General features: G+C 40.0%; 22 protein-coding genes. 11 read left to right on the top strand and 11 right to left on the bottom strand.

Translation table 11 applies throughout. From position 1 onward, the window contains the following. Together CLV48_RS15695 and CLV48_RS15685 are read right to left on the bottom strand one after the other, a co-directional pair. Window positions 1-2333: YDG domain-containing protein (locus CLV48_RS15695; RefSeq protein WP_211299952.1), on the bottom strand; the 2333-nt coding region annotated here is incomplete at its 3' end. Window positions 2334-2423: 90 nt separating this feature from the next. Beyond that, window positions 2424-3383 carry a PorP/SprF family type IX secretion system membrane protein gene (locus CLV48_RS15685; protein WP_106568243.1) on the bottom strand — a complete coding sequence of 320 codons (960 nt, stop codon included), beginning with the start codon at window positions 3381-3383 and terminating at the stop codon, window positions 2424-2426. 401 nt (window positions 3384-3784) lie between these two features. Between CLV48_RS15685 and CLV48_RS15680 the strand changes: the two genes are divergently transcribed. The 4 genes from CLV48_RS15680 (at window position 3785) to CLV48_RS15665 (ending at window position 7386) form a co-directional block, all read left to right on the top strand. After that, window positions 3785-4513 carry an acyl-[acyl-carrier-protein] thioesterase gene (locus CLV48_RS15680; protein WP_106568242.1) on the top strand — a complete coding sequence of 243 codons (729 nt, stop codon included), beginning with the start codon at window positions 3785-3787 and terminating at the stop codon, window positions 4511-4513. Between the two features lie 109 nt (window positions 4514-4622). Next, entirely contained in the window at window positions 4623-5684 is a 1062-nt protein-coding gene (locus CLV48_RS15675) for a c-type cytochrome (RefSeq protein ID WP_106568241.1), read from the top strand. Next, window positions 5681-7057, top strand: coding sequence for a hypothetical protein (locus CLV48_RS15670; protein WP_106568240.1), 1377 nt, complete (start codon window positions 5681-5683; stop codon window positions 7055-7057). Before CLV48_RS15675 ends, CLV48_RS15670 begins: the two co-directional genes overlap by 4 nt. Further along, window positions 7048-7386 carry a thioredoxin family protein gene (locus CLV48_RS15665; protein ID WP_106568239.1) on the top strand — a complete coding sequence of 113 codons (339 nt, stop codon included), beginning with the start codon at window positions 7048-7050 and terminating at the stop codon, window positions 7384-7386. Before CLV48_RS15670 ends, CLV48_RS15665 begins: the two co-directional genes overlap by 10 nt. Before the next feature lie 29 nt (window positions 7387-7415). Here CLV48_RS15665 and CLV48_RS15660 read toward each other — a convergent pair whose 3' ends face one another. Further along, window positions 7416-8117: a LytR/AlgR family response regulator transcription factor gene (locus CLV48_RS15660; protein ID WP_106568238.1), complete on the bottom strand. Its 702-nt coding sequence runs from the start codon at window positions 8115-8117 to the stop codon at window positions 7416-7418. Between the two features lie 124 nt (window positions 8118-8241). On the opposite strand from CLV48_RS15660, the gene CLV48_RS15655 reads away from it, so the two are divergent. After that, window positions 8242-10779 (top strand): PAS domain S-box protein, encoded by a 2538-nt coding sequence (locus CLV48_RS15655; protein ID WP_106568237.1) that lies wholly within the window; start codon window positions 8242-8244, stop codon window positions 10777-10779. Window positions 10780-10830: 51 nt separating this feature from the next. Here the strand turns inward: CLV48_RS15655 and CLV48_RS15650 are convergent, their stop codons facing one another. Then, complete coding sequence (locus CLV48_RS15650; protein ID WP_106568236.1) at window positions 10831-12966, bottom strand: M3 family metallopeptidase; 2136 nt, start codon at window positions 12964-12966, stop codon at window positions 10831-10833. Window positions 12967-13280: 314 nt separating this feature from the next. On the opposite strand from CLV48_RS15650, the gene CLV48_RS15645 reads away from it, so the two are divergent. Together CLV48_RS15645 and CLV48_RS15640 are read left to right on the top strand one after the other, a co-directional pair. Then, on the top strand, window positions 13281-14525 hold the full coding sequence (locus CLV48_RS15645; RefSeq protein WP_106568235.1) for an alkaline phosphatase family protein: 1245 nt from the start codon (window positions 13281-13283) through the stop codon (window positions 14523-14525). Further along, entirely contained in the window at window positions 14525-14929 is a 405-nt protein-coding gene (locus CLV48_RS15640) for a group III truncated hemoglobin (RefSeq protein ID WP_106568234.1), read from the top strand. The genes CLV48_RS15645 and CLV48_RS15640 overlap by 1 nt, the downstream gene beginning before the upstream one ends. On the opposite strand, the gene CLV48_RS15635 is transcribed toward CLV48_RS15640, so the two are convergent. The 4 genes from CLV48_RS15635 to CLV48_RS15620 all read right to left on the bottom strand — a co-directional run bounded on the left by CLV48_RS15635 (window position 14930) and on the right by CLV48_RS15620 (window position 18310). Then, window positions 14930-15526 (bottom strand): sugar transferase, encoded by a 597-nt coding sequence (locus tag CLV48_RS15635; protein WP_106568233.1) that lies wholly within the window; start codon window positions 15524-15526, stop codon window positions 14930-14932. A 62-nt stretch (window positions 15527-15588) separates the two neighbouring features. Next, window positions 15589-16701: a DegT/DnrJ/EryC1/StrS family aminotransferase gene (locus tag CLV48_RS15630; RefSeq protein WP_106568232.1), complete on the bottom strand. Its 1113-nt coding sequence runs from the start codon at window positions 16699-16701 to the stop codon at window positions 15589-15591. 102 nt (window positions 16702-16803) lie between these two features. Further along, on the bottom strand, window positions 16804-17415 hold the full coding sequence (locus tag CLV48_RS15625; protein ID WP_106568231.1) for an NAD(P)-binding domain-containing protein: 612 nt from the start codon (window positions 17413-17415) through the stop codon (window positions 16804-16806). Window positions 17416-17554: 139 nt separating this feature from the next. Further along, a complete protein-coding gene (locus CLV48_RS15620) occupies window positions 17555-18310 on the bottom strand; it encodes a TspO/MBR family protein (RefSeq protein WP_106568230.1) in 756 nt (251 codons plus the stop codon). A gap of 130 nt (window positions 18311-18440) precedes the next feature. Here CLV48_RS15620 and CLV48_RS15615 point away from each other — a divergent pair, with 130 nt between their 5' ends. Together CLV48_RS15615 and CLV48_RS15610 are read left to right on the top strand one after the other, a co-directional pair. After that, on the top strand, window positions 18441-19283 hold the full coding sequence (locus CLV48_RS15615) for an alpha/beta hydrolase (RefSeq protein WP_245889579.1): 843 nt from the start codon (window positions 18441-18443) through the stop codon (window positions 19281-19283). 100 nt (window positions 19284-19383) lie between these two features. Further along, a complete protein-coding gene (locus CLV48_RS15610; RefSeq protein ID WP_106568228.1) occupies window positions 19384-20718 on the top strand; it encodes a metal-dependent hydrolase family protein in 1335 nt (444 codons plus the stop codon). 57 nt (window positions 20719-20775) lie between these two features. Here the strand turns inward: CLV48_RS15610 and CLV48_RS15605 are convergent, their stop codons facing one another. Beyond that, window positions 20776-21237 (bottom strand): RES family NAD+ phosphorylase, encoded by a 462-nt coding sequence (locus CLV48_RS15605; RefSeq protein ID WP_106568227.1) that lies wholly within the window; start codon window positions 21235-21237, stop codon window positions 20776-20778. Window positions 21238-21242: 5 nt separating this feature from the next. Continuing rightward, window positions 21243-21704: an antitoxin Xre-like helix-turn-helix domain-containing protein gene (locus CLV48_RS15600; RefSeq protein ID WP_106568251.1), complete on the bottom strand. Its 462-nt coding sequence runs from the start codon at window positions 21702-21704 to the stop codon at window positions 21243-21245. A 146-nt stretch (window positions 21705-21850) separates the two neighbouring features. Between CLV48_RS15600 and CLV48_RS15595 the strand changes: the two genes are divergently transcribed. Then, on the top strand, window positions 21851-22225 hold the full coding sequence (locus CLV48_RS15595; protein WP_106568226.1) for a hypothetical protein: 375 nt from the start codon (window positions 21851-21853) through the stop codon (window positions 22223-22225). A gap of 93 nt (window positions 22226-22318) precedes the next feature. Continuing rightward, the gene (locus tag CLV48_RS15590; protein WP_106568225.1) at window positions 22319-23287 is read left to right on the top strand and encodes a Fic family protein; all 969 of its coding nucleotides are present in this window, start codon (window positions 22319-22321) and stop codon (window positions 23285-23287) included. Between the two features lie 163 nt (window positions 23288-23450). Here the strand turns inward: CLV48_RS15590 and CLV48_RS15585 are convergent, their stop codons facing one another. Continuing rightward, complete coding sequence (locus CLV48_RS15585) at window positions 23451-24005, bottom strand: REP-associated tyrosine transposase (protein WP_106568224.1); 555 nt, start codon at window positions 24003-24005, stop codon at window positions 23451-23453. Window positions 24006-24063: the final 58 nt, after the last annotated feature.

The raw sequence follows: 24063 nt of genomic DNA, 5'->3' as shown, positions 1-24063 counted from the left end.
CCGTCATAAACCTTGTTCTTATCATCTGCAGTAACCGTCAGGACAGCTTTCGTAATCTCTAGCGTACCGGCAACAAAGGTGATGTCATAGTTGTCCGAGGTCAGTCCCTCAGGAGTGATCACATACGTGCCCGCATTGACCGCAGGACCCGCAGGATCCGTAGTAAAGAGCAAGATACCGCCCAGATCGGCCGCATCTTCTCCTTCAATAAACCCTTCATAGCTTACCGTAAATGCTGTGAATGCCTCACCGTCATAAACCTTGTTCTTATCATCTGCCGTTACCGTCAGGACAGCTTTCGTAATCTCTAGCGTACCGGCAACAAAGGTGATGTCATAGTTGTCTGAAGTCAGACCGGAAGGAGTGATCAAATAGGTGCCGGCATTGACCGCAGGACCTGCTGGATCTATTGTAAAAATCAACTCACCGTCCAGATCGGCTGCATCTTCTCCTTCAATAAACCCGTCATAGCTTACCGTAAATGCCGTGAATGCCTCACCATCATAAACCTTGTTCCTATCATCTGCCGCTACCGTCAAGGCCTTTGCCGTAATATTTGCGCTGAATGAAGGCTGGACCAAGCTATAATTCGAAGCAGAGGCACCACTGATCGTGTATCCCGTTGTGCTGATATTGATTCCTGTACCCACATTTGGACTGGCAAATGTAAAAGTAGGCGTGCCGCCTAAAGTCACAATATCACCTGTCTCAACACCGCTCAAGGCAGCCGTACCTGTAACCGAAGCAGCCGTGGTGCGGTCATAAATTTTGTTATTCCCTGTAAGTCCTGTTACCGACAACTCTTTTGCCGTAATATTTGCGCTGAATGAAGGCTGGGCCAGGGTATAATTCGAAGCAGAGGCACCGCTGATCGTGTACCCCGTTGTGCTGATATTGATTCCTGTACCCACATTTGGACTGGCAAATGTAAAAGTAGGCGTGCCGCCTAAAGTCACAATATCACCTGTCTCAACACCGCTCAAGGCAGCCGTACCTGTAACCGAAGCAGCCGTGGTGCGGTCATAAATTTTGTTATTCCCTGTCAGACCAGTTACCGACAATTCTTTTGCCGTAATATTTGCGCTGAGTAAAGGCTGGGCCAGGGTATAATTCGAAGCAGAGGCACCGCTGATCGTGTACCCCGTTGTGCTGATATTGATTCCTGGACCCACATTTGGACTGGCAAATGTAAAAGTAGGCGTGCCGCCTAAAGTCACAATATCACCTGTTTCAACACCGCTCAAGACAGCCGTACCTGTTACCGAAGCAGCCGTGGTGCGGTTATAAATTTTGTTATTCCCTGTTAATCCAGTGATTGAAAGTTCTTTTTGGGCAACGGTCAAAGTTGCAGCAGCACTATTCTGTTCACAGCCATCTGCTGAAGTAATTTTTACACGATAAAGTGCTCCGGAAAGAGAAACTGGAGGTCTTGAGACCGTTAATTGATTAGTTGTAGCCCCGGAATAAACACCGGCATTGGACAAAGAGGTAAAGGAAGTCCCATTATTGGTGCTTATTTCCCATTGATAGGTAAAAGTGCCTGAAAGCCCTACACTTGCTGAAAACTGAGCATTCGCTCCATAAGTAATACTTTGATTTGATGGTGAGGTAATGACAAAGTCCGGACAGGTTATGGTGTATGTTATGATAATCAATCCATTTCCTCCACCGCCTCCAGGGTTGTTTTCTCCCCGTCCACCGCCTCCACCTCCGCCGGGGAATGAACCTGCCACTCCAGCTGCTACACCACCATTTCCTCCATTTCCTCCTGGCGTATTTTCACCTGCGGCTGAAATACCACCCGTTCCGGCTGTCCCGGTACTCGCAGCCCCTCCGTCCCCTCCTGAACCGGCACCACCGCCACCTCCAGCAGTATTATTGACTCCAGCAGCACCGGCACCACCATTTCTAGTTCCACCAGTTCCACCCGCACCTCCAGCACCATTATTCCCAGTACTACCATTGGAGCCCCCATTTGCTGTAACAGTTGAAAAATTAGTACTTCTAGAAGTTGAACCTACTTCACCATTTCCGATGGTGTAGGTAATCGAACTTGAAGGAGTTACTGTTAATGTCGATTTGGTATATGCACCTCCTCCACCTCCTCCACCTGCCCTAATATTAACTCCAGAAATAGTACCTGCACCACCTGCCCCACCTGCTCCCCAAGCCTCAACTGTAATGCTTGTAACCCCTGCTGGAACCGTCCATGAACCAGAAGTAGTTAATGTGACTTTTTTAGTTTGTGTCGTTTGCCCATAGACCCCCTGCCCTATAAGCAGCAATAGGATCAAGCCAAGCAGGGTCCCAAGTTTCTTTATTATAATATCCATCGGATTGCTAAAAATTTGCACTAATCGGCTTTTATTCGCCTCACCAAACATATAGCTTCTATTTTTCATTTTCTTAATCACTTTATCCCATTACCAGATCATTACCCGCTCATCCCCACGAAGTCTGCCAGGCTTAAACAATGAAAAAATCAGGGTAAATTCATGAGTAACATTAGGGAGCAAATAAGATCGGTTCATAGGCAATTCATAGATGTAGCCGATCCTAAACTGGGGCAAAACAAAGCCCAATTGAAAATTATTGGCATAAGTCACCCGATGACCTGCTCCAAACCAAAAGGTCTCCGAAAAAAGCATTTTCACATTTAGCTCCAAATGGTTTGGCAAGTCTGCCTGATTCCGATACATGATATTGGCAGAAAGGGCTAAGGAAGGAGAAACCGCCTCTCTGTAACCAGCCATGAATATACTTACCGGGGATTTTCGGTCCATAAAAGCCTCGCCCCTATAAAAATTCCCTTGGTTTACATTATGCATAGAGTAACTAATAAAAAAGTTATAATGGGTGAGCGCCATCCCCAAATTGAAATCTAAAATCCTCATGTAGGCAAACCGACTCTGAAAAGGTGATAAGATTGGGTCATTGACCATTTCTGCAGTCAGCACATTTCCGTCAAGTTGAACATTGTTGTAATTTAATCCGGCTCCCAATCGAAGGTTAGTTGAATTGCTTAATCTAATTCTGGAGGCATAGGCTAAAATCATTTCATTTTCCTGATAGGGACCATATTGATCATGGAGAAAATTAAATGAAAAAGCATTTTTCCCCATCAATGCCGGCTCAGGAAAAGGGCCAAACTGAGCAAAATCCATCTCAGCAGAGAGATGATAAGTTTTTGGCGCTCCATCCATTCCTACCCATTGGTTGCGCACAAATCCACGGACTGTAGCTCCTTCATAACCACTTAAAGCAGGGTTGTAGTAACTTTGAAAATGGCTAAACTGGCTGATAAATTTCCTAGATTGCGCCAAACTCAAATGAGAAAATAGCAGCAAAGACTGAAGTAAAATGAAATGAAATTTAAAACGCATAAATAAACTTTAGGTGGTGTTTTTTACCACCTTTATGAGAAGTGTTTAATACAATAGAAATTTTGATCAAATACTATTTATATGTGCAATGTTTGTTTTATTACATTTAAAATGTAAATGTTAGTGGTAGAAAATTGAAAAAATGCTACTTTTTGTAAACCACGAGCTCAATTCTCAAAAAATTCGTTTTCATAAAATTATAATTCAATAAAAAAATATTTCATTTTAATTTAACATGAAAATTATTTGAAATTAAAATTAAAACAATAAAAAATTTCAATTTTCATATCGATTTTAAACCTTACTCCAGAGCCAGAATACCCTTTGTTTATTGATTGGTAAATTTGATTTATACTATGTTAATTTACTTGAACTAAATAAGAACTTACAACCAAATTTGTATGCAATCAAAAAATGACAGTTTCCAATATGAAAAAGAATTTGAAGTCCTTTCATTCCAAGTTGACCCCTCAGGAAAGTTACGCTGGTCCGCATTGGCAGATATGCTTCAAGAGGTAGCTTGGAAACATGCTGACAGCAGGAACTTTGGACAGAAACTTTTTGACCTGGGGTTTATGTGGGTATTATCCCGCTTTGATATACAGGTCAATGAGATGCCATCCTGGGGGAATGACATCAAAATCGAAACTGCTGGAAGAGGGATCAACAAACTTTTTGCGATGAGAGAATTTCGTGTAAAAGACAGCCACGGGAAAATATTGGCGAGTGCCATGTCTGCTTGGCTCTTACTTGACATCGAGAAAAAAAGGCCACAAAAGCCGGAAAAAGTATTGCCTGCGGAATTATTTCAACCTATTCTTGAAGAGGAATTTCTTCCTGAAAAACTCAAGGCGCCTTCGTATCCGGTTTTTGGAAGGAATTTTCAGGTCAACTTCTCAGATCTGGACATGAATAACCATGTCAATAATGTGAGTTACATACGCTGGATAGAAGATTTTTGCAAAGAAAAGGATTTCAAGTTCAACAGATTACTGATCAACTACCAATCCGAAGCTATTTTGGGAGAAAGTATAGAAATCCAATTTGAAATAGATTCTAAAAAAATCGTCATTTCAGGAATAAGCAATGGAAGAGTTGTTTTTAATTCTTTAATGACCAATAATTCATAAAATCCGCAATTTTTTTGTAAGTTTTTATTCTGTCAGGGCTATGTGATGAAAATCACAGCATCCTTGCCTGCAATTGAGCCATTTTTGTGTTGTTTTATTTTAAGACCCGATGAGAGAAATCTTCCAGCCCTTCGTAAAATTATTGACTTTGATGGTCGGTTTATTGATGACCATATCCTTACTTACTGCTTTTCTTATCGGTGTGGTGATTTTTGTTTTCAGTGGAGGCTCTCTACCTTCTTTTAAGAACCAATCAGCAATTCAGTCAGTAGCAATGGAAGCTGAAAACTACAGAGGTGTTGCACCTAAAGAAGGAATGTGGAATGCACCTGATTGGAGCACAGTAGAGGAGGAAGCAAACGCTGAGGATATCAAATATGGTAGGGAACTGATTGTGAATACTTCCAACTATTTAGGTCCTAATGGAAAAGTAAAAAAGATGTCCAATGGCATGAACTGCCAGAACTGTCATTTGAATGCAGGAACAGCTCCCCTTGGCAATAACTATGGAGCTGTGGCTTCAACTTATCCAAAAGTGAGGGCCCGTTCGGGACAGATGGAGGATATTCCTAAGCGTATCAATGACTGTTTTGAAAGAAGTTTGAACGGTAAGACGCTTGAATTGAACAGTAAAGAAATGATAGCTATGGTTGCCTACATGGAATGGTTGGGCAAGGATGTAGCTAAAGGAGAAGCTCCCAAAGGGTCTGGTATTTATGAATTGGCATTTTTGGATAGGGCGGCAGACCCTATCAGGGGTAAGAGCGTATATGCACAAAACTGCCAGAGCTGTCACATGGAAAACGGGGAAGGAATGATGAAGCCTGATAAAACCGGTTACATTTATCCTCCGCTATGGGGAGAGCATAGTTACAATAATGGAGCAGGATTGTTCAGAATGTCCAGGTTTGCAGGATATGTGAAGACAAACATGCCGTTGGGTGCTTCTTTTGAAAACCCTATCCTAAGTGATGAAGATTCATGGGATGTAGCTGCTTATGTGAACAGCATGCCAAGACCCAAAAAAGATATTACAAAAGATTGGCCAGACATAGCGAAAAAGCCAATTGATCATCCTTTTGGCCCGTTTGCGGATGAATTTTCGGAAGAGCAGCATAAGTTCGGTCCATTCAAACCTATCAAAGAGTCCAAAGAAAAAACGAGTAAATGAGAAGATACCTGGTCATTGGTTTACTTTATTTTCTTGGTTTCCCTTCTTTGACTTCAGCACAAGATTCCACTAACACTTCCAAGTCCACCGTGCCCGTAGAAGGCACTATGGGGTTTAGGACTTTCTGGATGTCCACTTCCTATTTCGAAGATTTCAAAGGGGATTATGCCTTGGGCCAAGCGGCATTCCTTCGGCTGAAAACAAAAGATTTCAGAGGTTTCTCCATTGCGGCGAGGTACACCCTTTTTGCCAACGTATGGAGTTCGGATCTTTTGGATAGGGATCCAATCACGGGCAATTTCAACAGATATGAGGTAGGACTTTTTGATGTAACAAATCCTGCTGAGCGCTTTTTCGGGAAGCTGGAAGAATTACAGTTGAAGTACCAATCAAAAAAAATAACTGGTGTATTTGGCCGAATGGATATCAATACACCATTTATCAATCCTCAAGATGGTAGGCTGTCCCCGACCTTTGTTCAAGGAGCACAGTTGGCATACCGACCCAATAATACACATCATTTTACGGGCTATATCATTGACCGCATTAGCCCAAGATCCACCTCGGGCTGGTATGATGTGGGTGAGACTTTTGGGCTTTATCCTGTAGGTCAGAGCACCTTTGGTAAGCCTTCTCTATACAAGGGAAAGACCAACAGCCATTTTGTGAGTATATTGGAATGGAAGGGGCAGGTTTTGCCTGAAATGAGCCTTCAGTTTAATCACACCTTTGTGGACAATGTATCCAGTACCTATTTCTTACAGGCACTTAATGACTGGAAACAGCCAGGCAGAAGGTACGACCTTTTTACAGGAACACAGTTTATCCTCCAGCATGGTGTGGTTGAGGGCGGTAATCCTGACAGGACGCTACAGTTTAAGCATCCCGAAGACCTGAATTATGTGTTCAGTGGAAGGATAGGTATCAAAAATCCCAAGATGCAGTGGCACTTGAATTACACTAGAATTGATGGCCGTGGAAGATTCCTAAGCCCAAGGGAGTGGGGCAGGGATCCTTTCTTTACTTTTATTCCCCGGGAAAGGAATGAGGGCTTTAACCAAGTGGATGCCATTACTACCTATTACCAGCGCAATCTTCCCAGTGCAGGTCTACAACTGTATGGGTTTGCGGGACTTCACTTCCTTCCAGACCCTACCGATGTAGAGATCAATAAATTTGGATTCCCTTCCTATGCCCAGGCCAATCTTGGCGGTAGATATACTCCAGATTGGAGCAAAGGACTGGACTTTCATCTGATACTAATGAGCAAGATCAATATCAGGGAAGGGGAAATGAAGCCACAGTGGATTTACAACAAAGTGGATATGTTCCACGTCAATTTTATCGTCAATTATCAGCTGACATGGAAATAAAGAAATTCAACAGTTTGGAAGAACTTCAGCAGGCTTTAGCAATTAGGCCTGCCGTGATGCTTTATTTTTATCAAGATACCTGTGGGGTATGTGTCCAGGTACTCCCCAAGGCGAAAGCCATAATGGAGGAGTCATTTCCTTTGATGGAGCTGTGGGTGATGGAAGCTGAGCAGCACAGGGAGATCATGGCACAGATGCGTATGCTGTCCATTCCAGGGATTTTGGTGTTTTTTGAAGGACAGGAGTTTTTTCGCACCAATGGTCTGATTACCCTCAATGAAATGGAATTAAAAATTAGAAGACCTTATTCTATCATGTTTGAAGAATAAGGCCTAAAAACTTACATTTCATCCTACAATCAGCTATTTTCTTTCACTAGGTTTCTGATTTCTTTGAAGAAACCACGGCGTATAGGGATTACAAATTCCTTGATATGAAGCTCTTTTGAATTAAAAGATGAAATTTCCCGGTGATTTACAACAAAGGATTTATGTACCCTAACAAATTTAGAAATTGGAAGATCATCAACCATATCCTTTAGGATGTCCCTTACCACATAAGATTTGGTTTTAGTCTGAATCTTTGTGTAAAGCCCATCAGCTTGAAAAAACAATATATCATTTAGGGAAATCGGAATAGTAAACCCTTTATCCTTGATCGTGATTACATTTTTTTCCAGTTTGCCTTTTTTCTTTTCACGGGAATTGATTGCCAAATGCAATGCAGATCTTAATTCATCCAATGTAAATGGCTTAAGAAGATATCCCTCATAGGGTTGAGATGAAATCCTGTCCAGAAAACTGGCATCAGAAAAAGCAGTAAGGTATACTACTGGAATATCTGAGATAGCTTTAATCTTTTGGCATAGGGCAATGCCGTCCATATCTCCTTTTAATTGAATATCCATGAGAATAAGATCAGGTTTATTCCTTTTTAGAAAGTTGAGAGCATCCTTTCCATTATCCAATATCTCCTCAACTTGATACCCAAGATAATCCAGTAAATCTCTTATGTTTTGACCAAGCTCAAGCTCGTCCTCAATGATCAATATTTTTTTCATGGGCGAAATATAGGCTTATTGATAATTCAACTTAATAATTTAAAAATCTATTGCTGTATTTTGTAAATAAAGCAACCATAATTTACATATTAAAGGCCTTTATTTACAGCTTAATTGAAAAAAGATGAACAGGAGCGAAAAAATCCTATCCGCCTTAGGAAAATCCTATTTCGAATTGGAGGCTGAAATCAATTTAAAAAAGTCATTACCAAAAATTCTTCATTACCTTGGGGAGTCCACTTCTGTGGACCGCGTTTATATTTTTAAGAATCATTTCAATGAGGCAGGTGAATTCTGTATGTCTTATAAATTTGAATGGAATGCACCAGGTGTTGCACCACAAATTGACTTTGAATTTCTTCAGAATCTGCCCTGGTCAATTTTTCCGGAAATAGAACACAATCTAAGAAAAAACCTGGTAATCAATGACTTGGTTAAAAACACCCAAAATCCTGTTTTCTTTGAATCGATGTCTGAACAGGGTATTTTATCTTATCTTTTTGTTCCGATATTCTCCGGGAAAGAATTTTGGGGTTATATAGGTTTTGACAATTGCAGCTCAGAAATACTGTTTACCCAAGACCAAACTAGCGCACTTCTTGCCTTTGCTTCAACATTAGGAACAAAACTTTTGGCCAACCGACAAAAAAGGAAGTTGATGATAGGCCACAAAAATTACAGCCTCTTAGTCAATAACATTAACGAAATCGTTTTCAGAACAGATCAAGAGGGTCGCCTCGAATTTGTAAATAAAGCTTGGGAAAAGATCGCAAAATTCACAATTAATGAAACTATCGGACAACCGCTGTCTGACTTTTTTGAAAAGGGATCAGAAGAATTGGAGTGTATAAGGGATCCCAATATCAGAAAAAAAAATACAGATGGATTTGAGAAAGACCTTTTAATGAAAACCAAAACAGGACAAAAGGTATGGGTGAAGATAAAAGGAAAGTATAATGATCTCCAATTAGCAGCAAAAGAAGGAGTCCTTGGAACGATCATTAACATTCATTCTCAAAAATTGGCTGAAGAGGATGCCAAAAAACTGAACACCTTACTCCAGGCAGTCAACGAGACCCAATTGAATTTTTTTGAACAGGAAGATTTTCTGACTTCCATGAATTCCCTTCTGGAAAACTTATTATCCATTACTGGTAGCCAATTTGGCTTTACCGGGGAGGTTTTATATGATGAGCAGGGAAACCCCTATCTCAAGTCACATACCATATCGAATATTTCCTGGTCCGAAGAAACCCAGAAATATTACGAGCAAAACTTTAAAGTTGGAATTGAATTTAGAAACCTGAAAACACTTTTTGGAGAAAACCTGAGGACAGGAGAAATTGTCATTTCCAATGATTGTGCAAATGATCCAAGAAGTGGGGGAGTTCCCCAAGGGCATCCTCCTATAAAACGGTATTTGGGAATACCTATTTATAAGGGAACAGAATTTTTAGGTTTGATGGGATTTGCCAATAAGCCTACTGACTATACATTGGAAGACGTTCAGTTTTTGGAACCTATTATCTCTGGGTATGCAAATTTCATCAAAGCAATTCGGATCAATAGAAAAAGAAAAGAGTCTGATGCCATGTATAGGCTCATTTCAGAAAATTCCGGGGATATAATCGCCATTCATGATTTTGATCTGACATTCAGGTACATTTCCCCTTCTATTGAAAAAGTATTGGGATATAATCCCAGTGAAGTTATTGGAAAAAAACCAGAGGATATTTTTGGTAAATTCAAAGCAAAAGTCACCAAATTAGATGGATACGATAAAATGCTCATTTCCCATTTCCATAAAACCACTGGTGAAAAAATTCATCTGGAGATTCTAAGCAGGATTCTTTATGACGAAAAGGGGAATCCAGTTGGAATTGTCGCAGCATCAAGGGATGTGACTGATAGGGAACTGGTCCTTAAACAACTCAAAAAATCTTTGGAAAAAGAAAAAGATCTGAATAAACTCAAATCCAGGTTTATTTCTATGATCTCCCATGAACTCAGGACGCCACTATCAACAATTATCAGCAGTATTGATCTCCTGAAATTAATTACTGAAAATTTAAATGATAAAACACAGAAGGAAAAACTAAGCCTTCACCTTGATAGAATCCATCTTCAGGTGAACCGATTGACTAGAGTGATTTCTGACATACTTACCCTGGAAAATCAATCCAATAAACCTTCTCCCCGAAGAAATGAAAAAATTAATCTGAACAGGTTTTTGAAGACTTTAATTGAGGATTATTTTACGGTTGCTGATATCCCCCAAATTGAAGTCAATTTACCAACAGATGACAAAATCATTGAGACTGATGCATCTTTACTTTCCCATGCAGTAAAAAATATCATAGAAAATGCCATTAAATACTCACCTGACAGCACGGAAAAACCAATTCTAGACTTAATTTTTGAAAAAAATAAGTTTGAAATTATCGTAAAAGACTTCGGGCTTGGTATTCCTAAAGAAGAGCAAAAGCACATATTCAATTCCTTTTTCAGAGCAAAAAATGTTTCCAATATCAAGGGCACTGGGCTAGGTTTGAATATTGTCCATGAATTTGTAAAAAAACTTGGGGGCAAGGTGAGTTTCTCAAGCAAAGAAGGAGTGGGGACTACATTTATTATCTCCATGCCCTATCAAGAAGAGAAATAAAAAACGGAGCAATTAATCGCTCCGCTTTTTTGTCCATATTGGTTGAATCAATTACTTCGTCCTATCCACTTTGACCTGATCTAGGCCTCTCTTTTTAAGTAAAGCATCAATCTTAGGCTCTGAACCACGGAAATTGACATACATGCTCATAGGCTCATCAGTACCTCCTCTTTCCAATATTTCTTTGCGGAATGACAATGCTTTTTCCTGGTTGAACAACTGAGTTTCTTTGAATGCCTGGAAGGCATCGGTATCCAAAACTCCTGACCAGATATAACTATAATAGCCTGAAGAATAGCCTCCGGAGAAGATATGCTGGAAGTAGGTACTTCTGTACCTGGGAATGATTTCACCAATCAATCCGATTTTTTCCATAGATACATTTTCAAAGGTTTTGGCATCCATTTGAATTGGTGAAGTCTGGGAGTGATAATCCAAATCCAAAAGAGAAGCTGCCAAATACTCCGTAGTTCCAAATCCCTGACCAAAAGTCCCGCTGTTCTTCAACTTTTCAATAAGCGCATCAGGAATTACTTCCCCTGTTTGATAATGAATGGCATATTGCTTCAATACTTCGGGTTCAGTGGCCCAGTTTTCCATAATCTGGGATGGCAGTTCCACAAAATCCCTTGGAACAGCTGTACCAGCCAAACTTTTATATTGAACATTAGACAACAATCCGTGCAGAGCATGTCCAAACTCATGGAAGAAAGTGGTCACTTCATCAAAAGTAAGAAGTGCAGGAGCATTACCTGTAGGTTTGGAAAAGTTGCAAACAATAGAAATCACAGGTGCTTTTCTTTCTCCATTGACAGTATTCTGAGGTCTATATGAGGTCATCCAAGCTCCTCCCCTTTTGGAAGCTCTTGGGTGAAAATCCATATATAATACTCCGACATGGGTACCGTCCGCTTCTTTAACTTCATAAGCTTTTGCTTCTGGGTGATAGCTTGGAATATTTTTGATTTCGGCAAAAGTCAGTCCAAAAAGTTTATTCACCACCATGAATACACCTTCCTGAACTTTATCAAGGGCAAAGTAAGGCTTCACTTCCTGCTCATCGAGGTCAAATTTCTGCTTCCGCAGTTTTTCCTCATAATATCTCCAATCCCAAGGCTCTAACTTGAAATCTTTTCCTTCAGCAGCAATCATGGCCTGCATCTCATCCCTTTCTTGCTTGGCTTTGGCCAATGCTGGCTCCCATAATTGATTCAACAGCTTGTAAACATTGTCCACATTTTTAGCCATGCTTTCTTCCAATACATAATCAGCATGGTTGGCATATCCTATAAGATTGGCTTTCTGCAACCTAAGGTTGGCCATTTCAATTAGGATTTCATTATTGTTCTTGTCATTGGCCTGGTCACCTCTGTTTTTGTAAGCTTCCCAAATCTGCTTTCTCAGCTCTCTATTTTCAGCATATTGAAGAAAAGGCATTACGCTCGGATTCTGTAATGTAAACAACCACTTATCTTCTTCTCCGGCCGTCTCCGCATCCTGAAATGCCACATCCCTCAATTCCTGTGGCAGGCCTGCAAGATCTGCTTCGTTATCGATTATAAGCTTAAAAGCGTTGGTTTCTGCCAAAACGTTTTGGCCAAACTGAAGACTCAAAACGGATAATCTACTATTGATCTCCCTTAATTTTTCCTTATCGGACTCATTCAGGTTTGCTCCATTACGGACAAAGGACTTGTAGGATTTCTCCAGTAGCTTATGCTGTTCTGCATTTAAACCGAAAGAATCCTTGTTTTCCCAAACATGCTTTACCCTATGGAAAAGCTTCTCGTTTAGATTGATGTTATCACTGTGTTTGGAAAGTTCGGGAGCCATTTCTCTGGCTATAGCCTGAAGTTCGTCATTGGTGTTGGCAGAGTTAAGGTTGCTAAAAACGATGCTTACTCTGGCCAAAAGCTCACCTGACTTTTCCATTGCCTCGATAGTATTGGAAAATGTGGCTTCCTCTGGATTATTGACAATTGCATCGATTTCCTCTTGATGAAGGCGCATCCCTTCCCTCAAAGCAGGTGCAAAATGCTCATTTTTAATCTTATCAAAAGGAGGTACTTCAAATGGGGTATTGTAAGCTTCAAAGAAAGGATTCATACTATCTGATGGCTTGTCGCCCGTACCGCAGGAAGCCAATAAAGCTCCAGCTATGGAAAGGACAATGATTGTTTTATTCATAATATTCCTATTTGGGTTTGGATGCAAATATAAGATTTGTAACAAAACAAAAACGAATCTACAAAAGAAACCTGGATTGGGCTTCTATGGTTGATATGATTTGGCTTTTGTAGCCTAAGCCTTCTGCTAAAATTCTACTTAAATAGAAAAAATATTATGTAAAACAATTCATAATACTGTAAACCCAAGACAGAATATTTTTTGTTGTCAGGTATTTGAAATGAAAACACTTCTACATGGAACAACTGTAATGAAAAAATTTGTTGCCTTACAAAAGCCACAATACCTTTGCCCAAGGCCAAAAATCAGCTTACATGAAAAGTACAAAATACTTCCTTTTAATATGTTTGATATCTTTTACTTTTTCCGGAAAAGCTCAGCAAAAGGATCAATATGTAATTCTCATTTCCTTAGATGGTTACCGCTACGATTACACGGAACGTTTTCAGCCTGAAAACCTATCAAAATTCATTAAGGAAGGAGTAGAAGCTGAGGCCATGTCTCCATCCTTCCCAAGCAAAACCTTTCCAAATCACTATACCCTGGCCACAGGCATGAAACCAGAAAATCACGGCCTCATAGACAATTCATTTTACGATCCGGCAAAGGATCAGGTCTATGTCATTAACGACAGAGAAATTGTACAGGATGGTTATTGGTATGGTGGCACACCTTTATGGGTTTTGGCTGAACAAAATGGCCTGACCACAGCAAGCTATTTTTTTGTAGGTACAGAAGCACCTGTTCAGGGAATCCAACCCACCTATTATTATAATTATGATGCCAATATCCCTAATCTGGCCAGAATTATAAAAGTGTTTGAATGGCTTATGCTGCCTGAAGAGCAAAGACCAAGATTGATAACCCTTTATTTTTCGGATATGGATGATATCGGGCACCGCTATGGACCTGATAATGACGAACAATTGAACAAAAGGCTCCAGCGATTGGACAAAGAATTAGGTGCTCTTTTTGAAGGATTAAAAAGCTTTGACCTTGACATTAATGTATTCATCGTATCTGATCATGGCATGACCAAAGTGCCTAAAGAAAACCTGATCAACTTAGATCAAGTCACAGAAGGAATAGATGCAAAGGTCATCAATAATGGCGCCTCTGCCCATATTTACCTCAATAACCCCCTTGAGATCGAAGAAATTTACTTGAAACTTAACAGCAAAGAAGGGCCTTTTAAGGCGGTCAAAGTCAATGACAGAACTTTTTATAAAAATATCGAAAATTATAGGCACCGGATGGGGGACCTTCTGATTCTCCCCTATCTAGGATTTTATTTGGCCACAACTGAAGGAATGGTAAGTTACCAAAACCGTTCGGCAATTTTCAAAACAAGTGTATTCGGAGAGCATGGTTACAGCCCTGAATACAAAGACATGCAAGGAATATTTTACGCAAATGGGCCAAGGTTAAAAGAAGGTATTAAGATCGGCAAGTTCCAAAATATTCATGTATATCCGTTGATTTGTGAGATATTAGGACTTGAGATACCAGAAGGTATTGATGGCAGACTGGAAGTATTAAAACCTATCCTTAAAAACTAATGGGAACTACCATAGACATAAAAAGCAGAAAGGAAGTTTCCAAGTTGGTCCGAACCTTCTATGCAAAAGTCAGGACCAATCAGACTCTTGGTCCAGTATTCAACAGTATTGTTGATGATTGGGAAATACATTTGGAAAGGTTAACAGATTTCTGGGAAATGATTTTGCTTCAAACCGGACCGGGTGCTGGGAAATTCAGTCCTGTACCTGTCCACAAGGAGGTAGATGAAAAAATGAATCATCAAATATCAGAAACCCACTTCAATACCTGGCTTTCTCTTTGGTTTGAAACCCTTGAGAGTCAATTCAAAGGAGAGGTGGCTGACTTTGCTAAGCAACATGCCCATAAAATGGGGCATATATTGTTCTTCAAAATTATGGAAGGCAGGAATACAGCAAAATAATCAGGGGACTTTGTTCCCTGTGAACTTGGGCATTATGACATCATTATTGTGTCCTATTCCTTCTCTATTGAATACTTTTAAAATTGTTAACCAAATAATTTTAACATCCAGAAAAAAGGTCCGGTTTTCAACATACCATACATCCAAATCAAATTTTTCATTCCAGCTGATGGAATTTCGTCCATTGATCTGAGCCCAACCTGTAATCCCTGGCCTCACATCCATTCTTCTTCTCTGCCTGTCGCTGTAAAGAGGTAGATATTCCATCAATAATGGCCTGGGACCGACCAAGGACATTTCCCCTTTCAATACATTGATCAATTCAGGAAGCTCATCTAGACTTGTTGATCTTAACCATAAGCCAAATGATGTCAACCTGATTTCCTCCGGTAACAATACACCGTTCGAATCCCTTTCATCAGTCATTGTCCGGAACTTTAAGATATAAAAAGGTTTGCCAGATTTGCCCGGCCTTTGTTGTTTGAAAAATATTGGACTCCCCAATTTAAATCCCACTAGTAATCCCACCACGAAGAGCATGGGTGAAAGCACCAATAGTGCGGCTAAGGCAACTATAAAATCAAAAATCCTTTTCATTTATAAGCAAAGGTTTATTGAATTCGAATAAAAACAAAACTTGAAAAATAATTATCATACAATCAAACAGAAAATTTATTAATTACCCTGCAAACCTCCTCAATATCCTCCTTTGAAAGGCTTGGATCTAAAGGAAGGCTCAGTACTTCTTGGTGAATTTTCTCAGTGATCGGAAGGCAGAGTCCCTCAAATTCAGCCCAAGCTTCCTGCTGATGAGGGGGGATAGGATAATGAATCTGGGTTTGTATTTGTCTTTCGGCCAGATATTGCTGAAGAAGATTTCTTTGAGAAGACCTGATTACAAACAAATGCCACACATGTGATTTATTTCCTAAGGCACCATCAATTTTAGGAAGTACGATCTCTGGATGACAAATAGTCTCCAGGTATTGGGAAGCTAGATTTCTTCTCAATTCATTTTCTTCATCAACAATCTTTAGTTTGACCTGCAGGAAAGCGGCCTGAATTTCATCCATCCGGCTATTAAAACCCTTGACTTTGTTCAAGGATTTTTCTGAACTTCCATAATTAGACAGCATTCTGACCATTGATGCGAGTTCTCCATCATTGGTTGAAACTGCACCTGCATCCCCAAGGGCCCCAAGGTTTTTAGTAGGAAAAAAACTAAATGCGGCCGCATCTCCCAAAGCACCTGTTTTCAATCCTTCCCACTCAGCCCCAAAAGCCTGAGCATTGTCTTCAATAAGTTTTAATCCATATTGATCTGCCAATTCCTTCAACTTTGAATCCCAACATACCCTACCATAAAGGTGAACCAAGATGATAGCTTTGGTCTTTGAATTAATTCTGGATTCAATTAAGTTAAAATCCATATTGTAAGTTTCCAGATCGGGTTCAACCAGGACTGGAACCAAACCTGCATGGAAAACACTGAGCAAAGTGGCAATATAGGTGTTGGCTGGCACCAGGACCTCATCTCCCTTTTTGAACTGACCTGTTTGGACATAAGCCAAAAGAATCAGTCTTAAGGCATCTAGACCATTTGACACGCCAACGGCATAAGACACATTTGTGTAAGCTGCTAATGAATTTTCAAACTCATTGACTCTTTTCCCAAAAAGATATCTTCCTGAATCAATAACAGCAGCTGCTGCTTCTTTTAGTGCTTCCGCATATTTTTGATTAATGTTTTGAAGATCTGAAAATTTTATCATCAACTAAGGAGCTCAAGAACTTTAAAAGTAAAAATTTATGGCAAACACTAACCCAAAAAAATCAAATCTTTTATGAACAACCGTATAACAGTCCAAAATTATTTAGACAGAAATCAATTTAAAATGGTAATCCGTCTTTTCTTTGGTGCTGTTGCAGATCTCTTTGCGAAGATGATAGATAGCTTCAAGCAGAGGGGCATTTTCCAAGGGGCCTGCGTCAATAGCCTTAAAGCCCACCATGGAAATCACTTGCTTCACTATATTTTTTTCAGGAATATCCGGCCCACAGTAATAAGTCTCTTTTACCAATCCCATCGGATCAGAATTGGGATAGTCAAGGCCCAAATTGTTGAATGCTTTAAAAATTTTGGGAGAATCAATTATACTTTTGATGAAGGCCGTATTGCATGAAAAAACTTTGTGGTCATCACTATTGGTACAATCAATAATGGTCATTTCCTTGAGATCAACGTGCGAAAGCTCCTCAAATATTTGTTCCAAATAAGCATTCTCTGCACAGATCATCAAAATATTTGAGGTTTCGATCACATCTTTGAAACTCTTCACCTTATTGGCTGACATATTGAGTATCTTCCATTCTATCTCTGTTGGTGTAAATCCTTTTCTTACACCATAGGCAATTTCCACTCCTCTAGAAGAGAGTGCCTTGCCCAATGTTAGGGCCAGTCGGGTCCCGCCTAATATTCCTATCATATTGTCACATTTGGGATTTTGGATTTCTGTGGGAAAGTTGAATTAACTAGGGCGATTGAAGCAACAAAATCAGAAAATCCAAAATAATCGATGGTAAATTAAACAAAATACACATAAAAGCAAAACTTATTACACTTATTTAATTCAAAGCAGTTTTTTTGTTTTTTGGCTTAATAAAAACGCCTATCAGAAGTACCAACGAAAAAATGATGGCAGCATAAAAAACATTGGGGTTCAAATCTATCTGTTTTAAAGCAATTGCCACAAAAGCCCAAATTCCCACAAATGAAGGTATGGCAAGGTTTTTTCTGATCGCCAGAAAAAGATATACCAAAGCAGCCACAAACAGGACCAGGATGGTTACAAAGTCCTCAATCCCCTTAAACCAACCCATATCATAAAACCATACAGAAAAATTAACCACTGTGGCCACTATAATCCAACCCAAGTATACACTGACCGGAATTCCTGTTAATACTTCCGGACGATCGTTTTTAAATCCTAGCCTTAAATTTCTCCCCATAAAAAGGAGCGATACCAAAAGTCCGGCAATTATCCACACAGACAGGAAAAGCATTTCATGGACCCAAACCACTATCCAAATTCCATTCAGAATATTGGAAACTGTGAACCAATACGAAACAGGTTCAAGCGATCGGTCATTATTTCCTTTCAAGAAACAGACCCATTGATAAGCAATGAATCCAAAAAGCAAAATGTAAATCAGACCCCAAATAGAAAACGCATAACCCGAAGGAGTGATCAAGGTCTCGTATTGGTTGCTGATTTCCCCTACCGACTTTCTGCTGCCTGCCCCTGAACCATACAAGTAATTCAAAAAAAGAGTCCCAAAAAAAGTTAGAGAATTCAATACCAAAAGCAGGAAGTTTTTCATGTCGTGAAATTTAAATTAACAAACAATCAGGTACTTATTCCAAAATCTAATAAAAAAACCGACATTTTTGAAAACTTTGTTAACGCTCTCGAGATTTATAAAAATCAAACATAAGTGTTATTTGAAATCTGTGAAATATCCCTTCTTTCTTGTTTTGATTGTTTTGGCATTATCCTCCTGTTCATTTAAGGGAGTGAGCCGCTACAGAAACATTACCTATATCGAAGAACATCTTTCGGGAAAGCTTCCCAAAAAGGAACTCAATGTATTTGCTCCAAAAAAGTCCAGCGGAGAACAAGATGTTTTGATTTTTATCCATGGTGGAAGCTGGAATTCTGGAAAGAAAGAGATTTATAATTTTTTGGGCAATCGATTTGCGAAAAAAGGCGTGGTAACAGTCATCATTGATTATCCTTTAAGTCCAGAATATCAGGTGCATGATATGGCTTTGGCATCTACCCAAGCAGTCAAATGGACCCACCAAAACATATCCAGATTTGGTGGGAACCCCAATCAGATATTTGTATCAGGACATTCAGCAGGGGGACATTTGGCTAGCTTGATTTCGCTCAGAAATGAATACTTTGATACCCTTCAATACAATAACCCCGTCAGAGGAGCTGTCCTGATTGATGCAGCTGGGCTTGATATGAAGTGGTTTCTGGAACAAATGAACTATGAACCTGGAACAGAATACCTAGTGACATTTACAGATAGTCCTGAGGTATGGAAAGATACTTCACCCATTTACTATCTGGACGAAAAAGACCCCCCTTTGCTTATTTTAATGGGAGAGAAAACCCTTCCCGGAATCAAGGTAACCACAGATCGGTTTTTAGAGAAGTACAAGGAACTCGTTGCCGAGCCAGATTTCCATGTTCAAAAAGGTAAAAAACATAAACCCATGATAGTCCAATTTATCAATCCCCGCAATAAGGTATATGATTGGATTTTGGAATTTATGGCCCAATAGATTTTATAACCTTGATAATTTAGTTTAGAAGAATTTTGGCAACAAAGAGGATAATTAAGTTCAATTCCTTATTTTGGATAGGAAAAAATTTCTTGTTTTTATGTTTTTACTAAAATCCATTCCTAGCATTATTTTTACATGCTTTTTCCTCTCTCTATTAGCTCAAGCCCAGGATAGTGCAAACATCCTTTTCGAAAATGTCCGGGTATTTGATGGAAAATCCAATAACCTATCCGGGCCAGTGAATGTCTTGATAGAAGGAAATAAAATCAGGAGTATCAGTACTGCTCCAAATCCAACAGCTGATGGGATGACCAAAATTCAAGGCAATGGCAAAACCCTGATGCCAGGCCTGATTGATGTCCATGTACACATGGCATTCGGGGCCTTGACCATGCGGGAGATGATGTCCCCTATGCTATCAGAGGGATTGATCATGGAAAAAGTAGGAGGCAATGCAGAACGGATGTTGATGCGGGGATTCACTTCGGTGAGAGATGCCGGAGGCCCCATATTTCCATTAAAAACGGGCATTGATGCCGGAAAAGTAAGTGGCCCAAGAATTTGGCCATCAGGAGCTACTATCTCTCAGACAGCAGGGCATGGCGATTTCCGCACTCCTGATGAAAGATCCAGAAGGTTTTTTGGAGAGCCCTCAAGGGCAGAAAGGTTCAATGCCACTTTTATTGCCGATGGAAGGGATGAAATATTGACCGCTGTGAGGGAAAACCTGCGTTTTGGCGCAAGTCAGATCAAATTGATGGCAGGTGGAGGAACTTCTTCTGCCTATGATCCCGTGGATGTCACCCAATACACTTTTGATGAGATGCGGGCAGCAGTAGAAGCTGCCGAAGATTGGGGAACCTATGTAATGGTTCATGCCTATACCCCAAGAGCAGTGCAAAGGGCCATCAAGGCAGGCGTCAAATGCGTAGAACACGGACAGATGCTGGATGAAAAGACCCTGCGATTGATGAAAAGAAAGGATATCTGGCTAAGTACACAAAACTTGGTAGAGAGCACTCCTGATATGGATCCGCAAAGGGTAGAAAAACGTAAACCGGTAATCGAAGGGCAGGCCAAGCTTTGGCCTATTGCCAAAAAGATGAAATTGAAGATTGCCTGGGGGACGGACTTCCTTTTCGAACCGGAATTGAACGAACAGCAGAATGCCTATATCCTAAAATTGCAACAGTGGTTTACTAATGCCGAAATCCTGAAAATGGTCACGCATGACAATGCTGAATTGCTACAACTTTCAGGTCTAAGAAGCCCCTATCCCGGAAAATTGGGCGTGGTGGAAGAAGGGGCTTTGGCGGATTTGATTTTGGTAGATGGTGATCCTTTAGCAGACCTTTCTCTGATTGCGAATCCCGCAGAGAAGTTTGTGGTGATCATGAAGGATGGGAAAGTGTATAAGAATTTGGTGCAGTAATTTTTTGGAAGCAGGAAAAAGTAAGAAATAAGCTAATTATACTGAGTTCGCATTATTTTATACGCTTCTGATCTGTCTTTTGTCTAGTGGCAAAGGATAAACCCTATATTTGATCAAGTTGAATTTTGGAGAGAGAGGATTAATGACATAGTTCAGAGAACTCGGGTCCACCACCGAAGGCACTGCAAAGGACAGTAGTCCTGACTGCAATAGACCGGTGCCATAATTCATCGATGACTTTGCAGCAGGTATCAAATTCCAGCCAGCAGGAAGTTCGCCTAAGGAAGGGGTGAGAATATGCTCTGCAGGCAAATTGATTTCCATTACCGAATATTTGACATACCTGTCAGAAGCAAACAACTCCGGATCTATGGTCAATCTTTCAAGCAGGGAAGAGGCTATACTTGTTCCCGCATAGAGTGCGGGGTGTCCAGGCAAATTCCATCTGCCTCCAAAGCGTTTGGCTCCTTCACCGCTGTCGTCGCAGTATTGGGTCAGGGCAATCCTATAGACCTTCATGCAGTTCAGATGGCTATCCCGTGCTGTAGACGCATAATCTCTGACTTTAGAATATCCAATCCCTCAGACACATCTATTAAGTCTAAGGGCTTCCGGTTACCTATTGAAAAAAGGGGGCGCTCCATCCAATTCCTGAAGCCTTCCAGTCCAAAATAGGAGATGCCCATGGCATAAAGCTCGGCCAGTTCAAACATCTTTTCGGATTGGATAGTGTCAAATACTTCCTTTCGCTGAATGGTCTTGGATGAAATACCCAAGGCTGTAGCGAGGGTGTTGTAATCTAAACCAGCAATCGCTTTTAGGCTTTCGAAGGCATCTTTTCCAAGCCCCTGACGAAAGGTCTCCACCCTGTTTAAAGGCTCGTCGAAGTGGCCCATTTCCATATTAAGAATGGAATCTACTGAGAAAGTAGCTTTACCGTATGATGCCACTTCGGGCTCGCTAACTTTTGATGCTTTTTTAGACATGGTCTTATATGGAAATTTGTCCAATAACATAACGAAAAATGTCCAAAAATGAATTAAGGAAGAAGTGATTTTTTTATTTTAGAATCAATATCTTATTTGAAACGAAAGGACTGTTTGCATCGTCTCAAATAAAAACCTTTACATCCATGAAAAAGCACTATCTAATTTTGTGCATATTAGCTTTTTTCACCAATTGCACAGATCCGGAAGATGAAGAGCACAATCTTCCTACTGGGCAATTTGAGGTGACCACATTAGGCTTGAGTGTGGATTGCAGGTTAAATGTTTTGAGATTTGAAGAAAAGGATATCGCTAGGCTTGAAAGTTTAGTTGGCAACCAATATGTTATGGATCAAAGTTTACGGGAAGGGTTCAACTTGGATAGGAATAAATTTGGTGAACCTAATATGAAACTTCGGATCCGAATTAGAAAAAAACTGGATAGTGAAGCAATTGCTTGCACAACGCTGGGTATAAGGCTTCCGGCTGTTTTTGTTATTCATGCGGAGAGGATAGATTGATGGGCCAAATTTCCACGATTCTTGATCTTGAGATATTTTTTACTGATCACATTCATTATATTTGATACTATCAAATGATACTATCAAAAAGTAATGAAACCTCCATATGATCTTTCTCCAAACATCTTAAAACTGTTGACAGCTGTTTCTGAAAAAATTGGAGAAGTCCAGGCGGCATATTTGGTCAAGCAAAGCCCAAAACTAAGAAAGCAAAATCAGATAAAGACCATACATGCTTCTTTGAGTATTGAGGGCAACACGCTCTCGGAGGAGCAAATTTCTGCAATCATTGATGACAAGAGAGTTGTAGGTCCTGAAAAAGACATTATCGAAGTACTCAATGCATTGGAGGTTTACAAAAATATCCGAAAATTTAAGGATACCTCGGAAAAGGATTTTTTGGCTGCACACAAAATGTTAATGAAAGACTTGGTTAAGACACCTGGAGCGTACAGAACACAAGGTGTAAGTATTGTAAAAGGTTCAAAAGTCGCCCATTTGGCTCCTCCTGCTTCTCATGTGCCTTTCTTAATGAAGGAATTATTTGCTTATCTGAAAGACAAATCAGAATTAACACTTATAAAAAGCTGCGTCTTTCATTATGAAATGGAGTTTATCCATCCTTTTATGGATGGGAACGGAAGAATGGAAAGACTTTGGCAAACAGTGATTTTAATGAAGAAGTACCCCTTATTTGAATTTCTGCCATTCGAATCTTTGATTGCTAAAAATCAAAAAGCCTATTATCATGCCTTGTCTGCTTCAGATAAAGAAGGTAAATCGACTAAGTTTATCGAGTATATGCTGGAAGTGATCCTACTTTCATTGGAAGAGCTTTTGGTCACACCAACCCAAAAACTCAAGGAAACTGAAAGGTTGAAAGCGTTTTTACTGAATTTCAAAGGAGAATTCACCCGCAAAGATTATATGAATTTTCTCCCGGATTTATCCCCAGCAACGGCAAGCAGGGACCTAAAAAATGGCGTCAAACTTGGTTTGATTGAAAAGTGGGGAGATAAGAGGATGACGTTTTACAAGGGAAAAATGGGTAAGGATAGATAATCTCAATTGGTTCAAGATTAGTTTGGTTCAAGACTTAGTATTGGACCATATTGGTTGAAGTCTTCAGACTGCATTTTCACAGTCTGAAGACTGTATTATATGAGGTCCAAGTCTGAAGACTTAAACCAGGGATGAAGACCTGTACCACGACGGGCCTGAACCATTATTCCACCAAAATCACCTCCATCAAAGTATCAGTTAATCCAGCATAATTCGAAGCACTGCTGTAAAGATATTCCTCCGGAGAAAGGACTATTCCGGCCTCCACTGGATTATGGTGGATGTAATGCAAACATCTTGATAATTTATCATTGGTATTCAGTTCAACAGGATGGCTGTGCTGCTGCCATACCTGAAAACTTTTATTGTTCGGATTGAATCTTCCTGCTTTACTAAAATGCCAAAGCAATAAGTCCTTCCTGCTCTCCTGGGGGTTTATCTGGATTTCTTCGATAATTTTTACTGAAGTGAATTTCTTGACATCTCTGATAATTCCTTCCAAGGGCTGCTCCCCATTTCTACCGATTATAAAATGTGCATGGGAGGACATGATACAATATGCACACAGATCCAAACCTTTGTTTTGCTGACAGTAACGCAGTGAATCCAGCAAAATATCCCTGTAAATCCTGCGGGTAAACAAGTCTATCCATTCAACGATAGTAAAAGTCACAAAGTAAAGTTTCTCCTGATCTCTGATTTTGTATTTTCTGCTCATAGCCAAAAAGTTTTGGTTGAAAAATGTAAATTAATTTAGTTCATCAAAATTATTTTAT

The sequence above is a fragment of the Cecembia rubra genome (assembly GCF_003014575.1).
Classification (GTDB): Bacteria; Bacteroidota; Bacteroidia; order Cytophagales; family Cyclobacteriaceae; genus Cecembia_A; species Cecembia_A rubra.
Note: the sequence above shows the minus strand (reverse complement) of the source record. Positions and strands in the feature narration are given on the sequence as shown.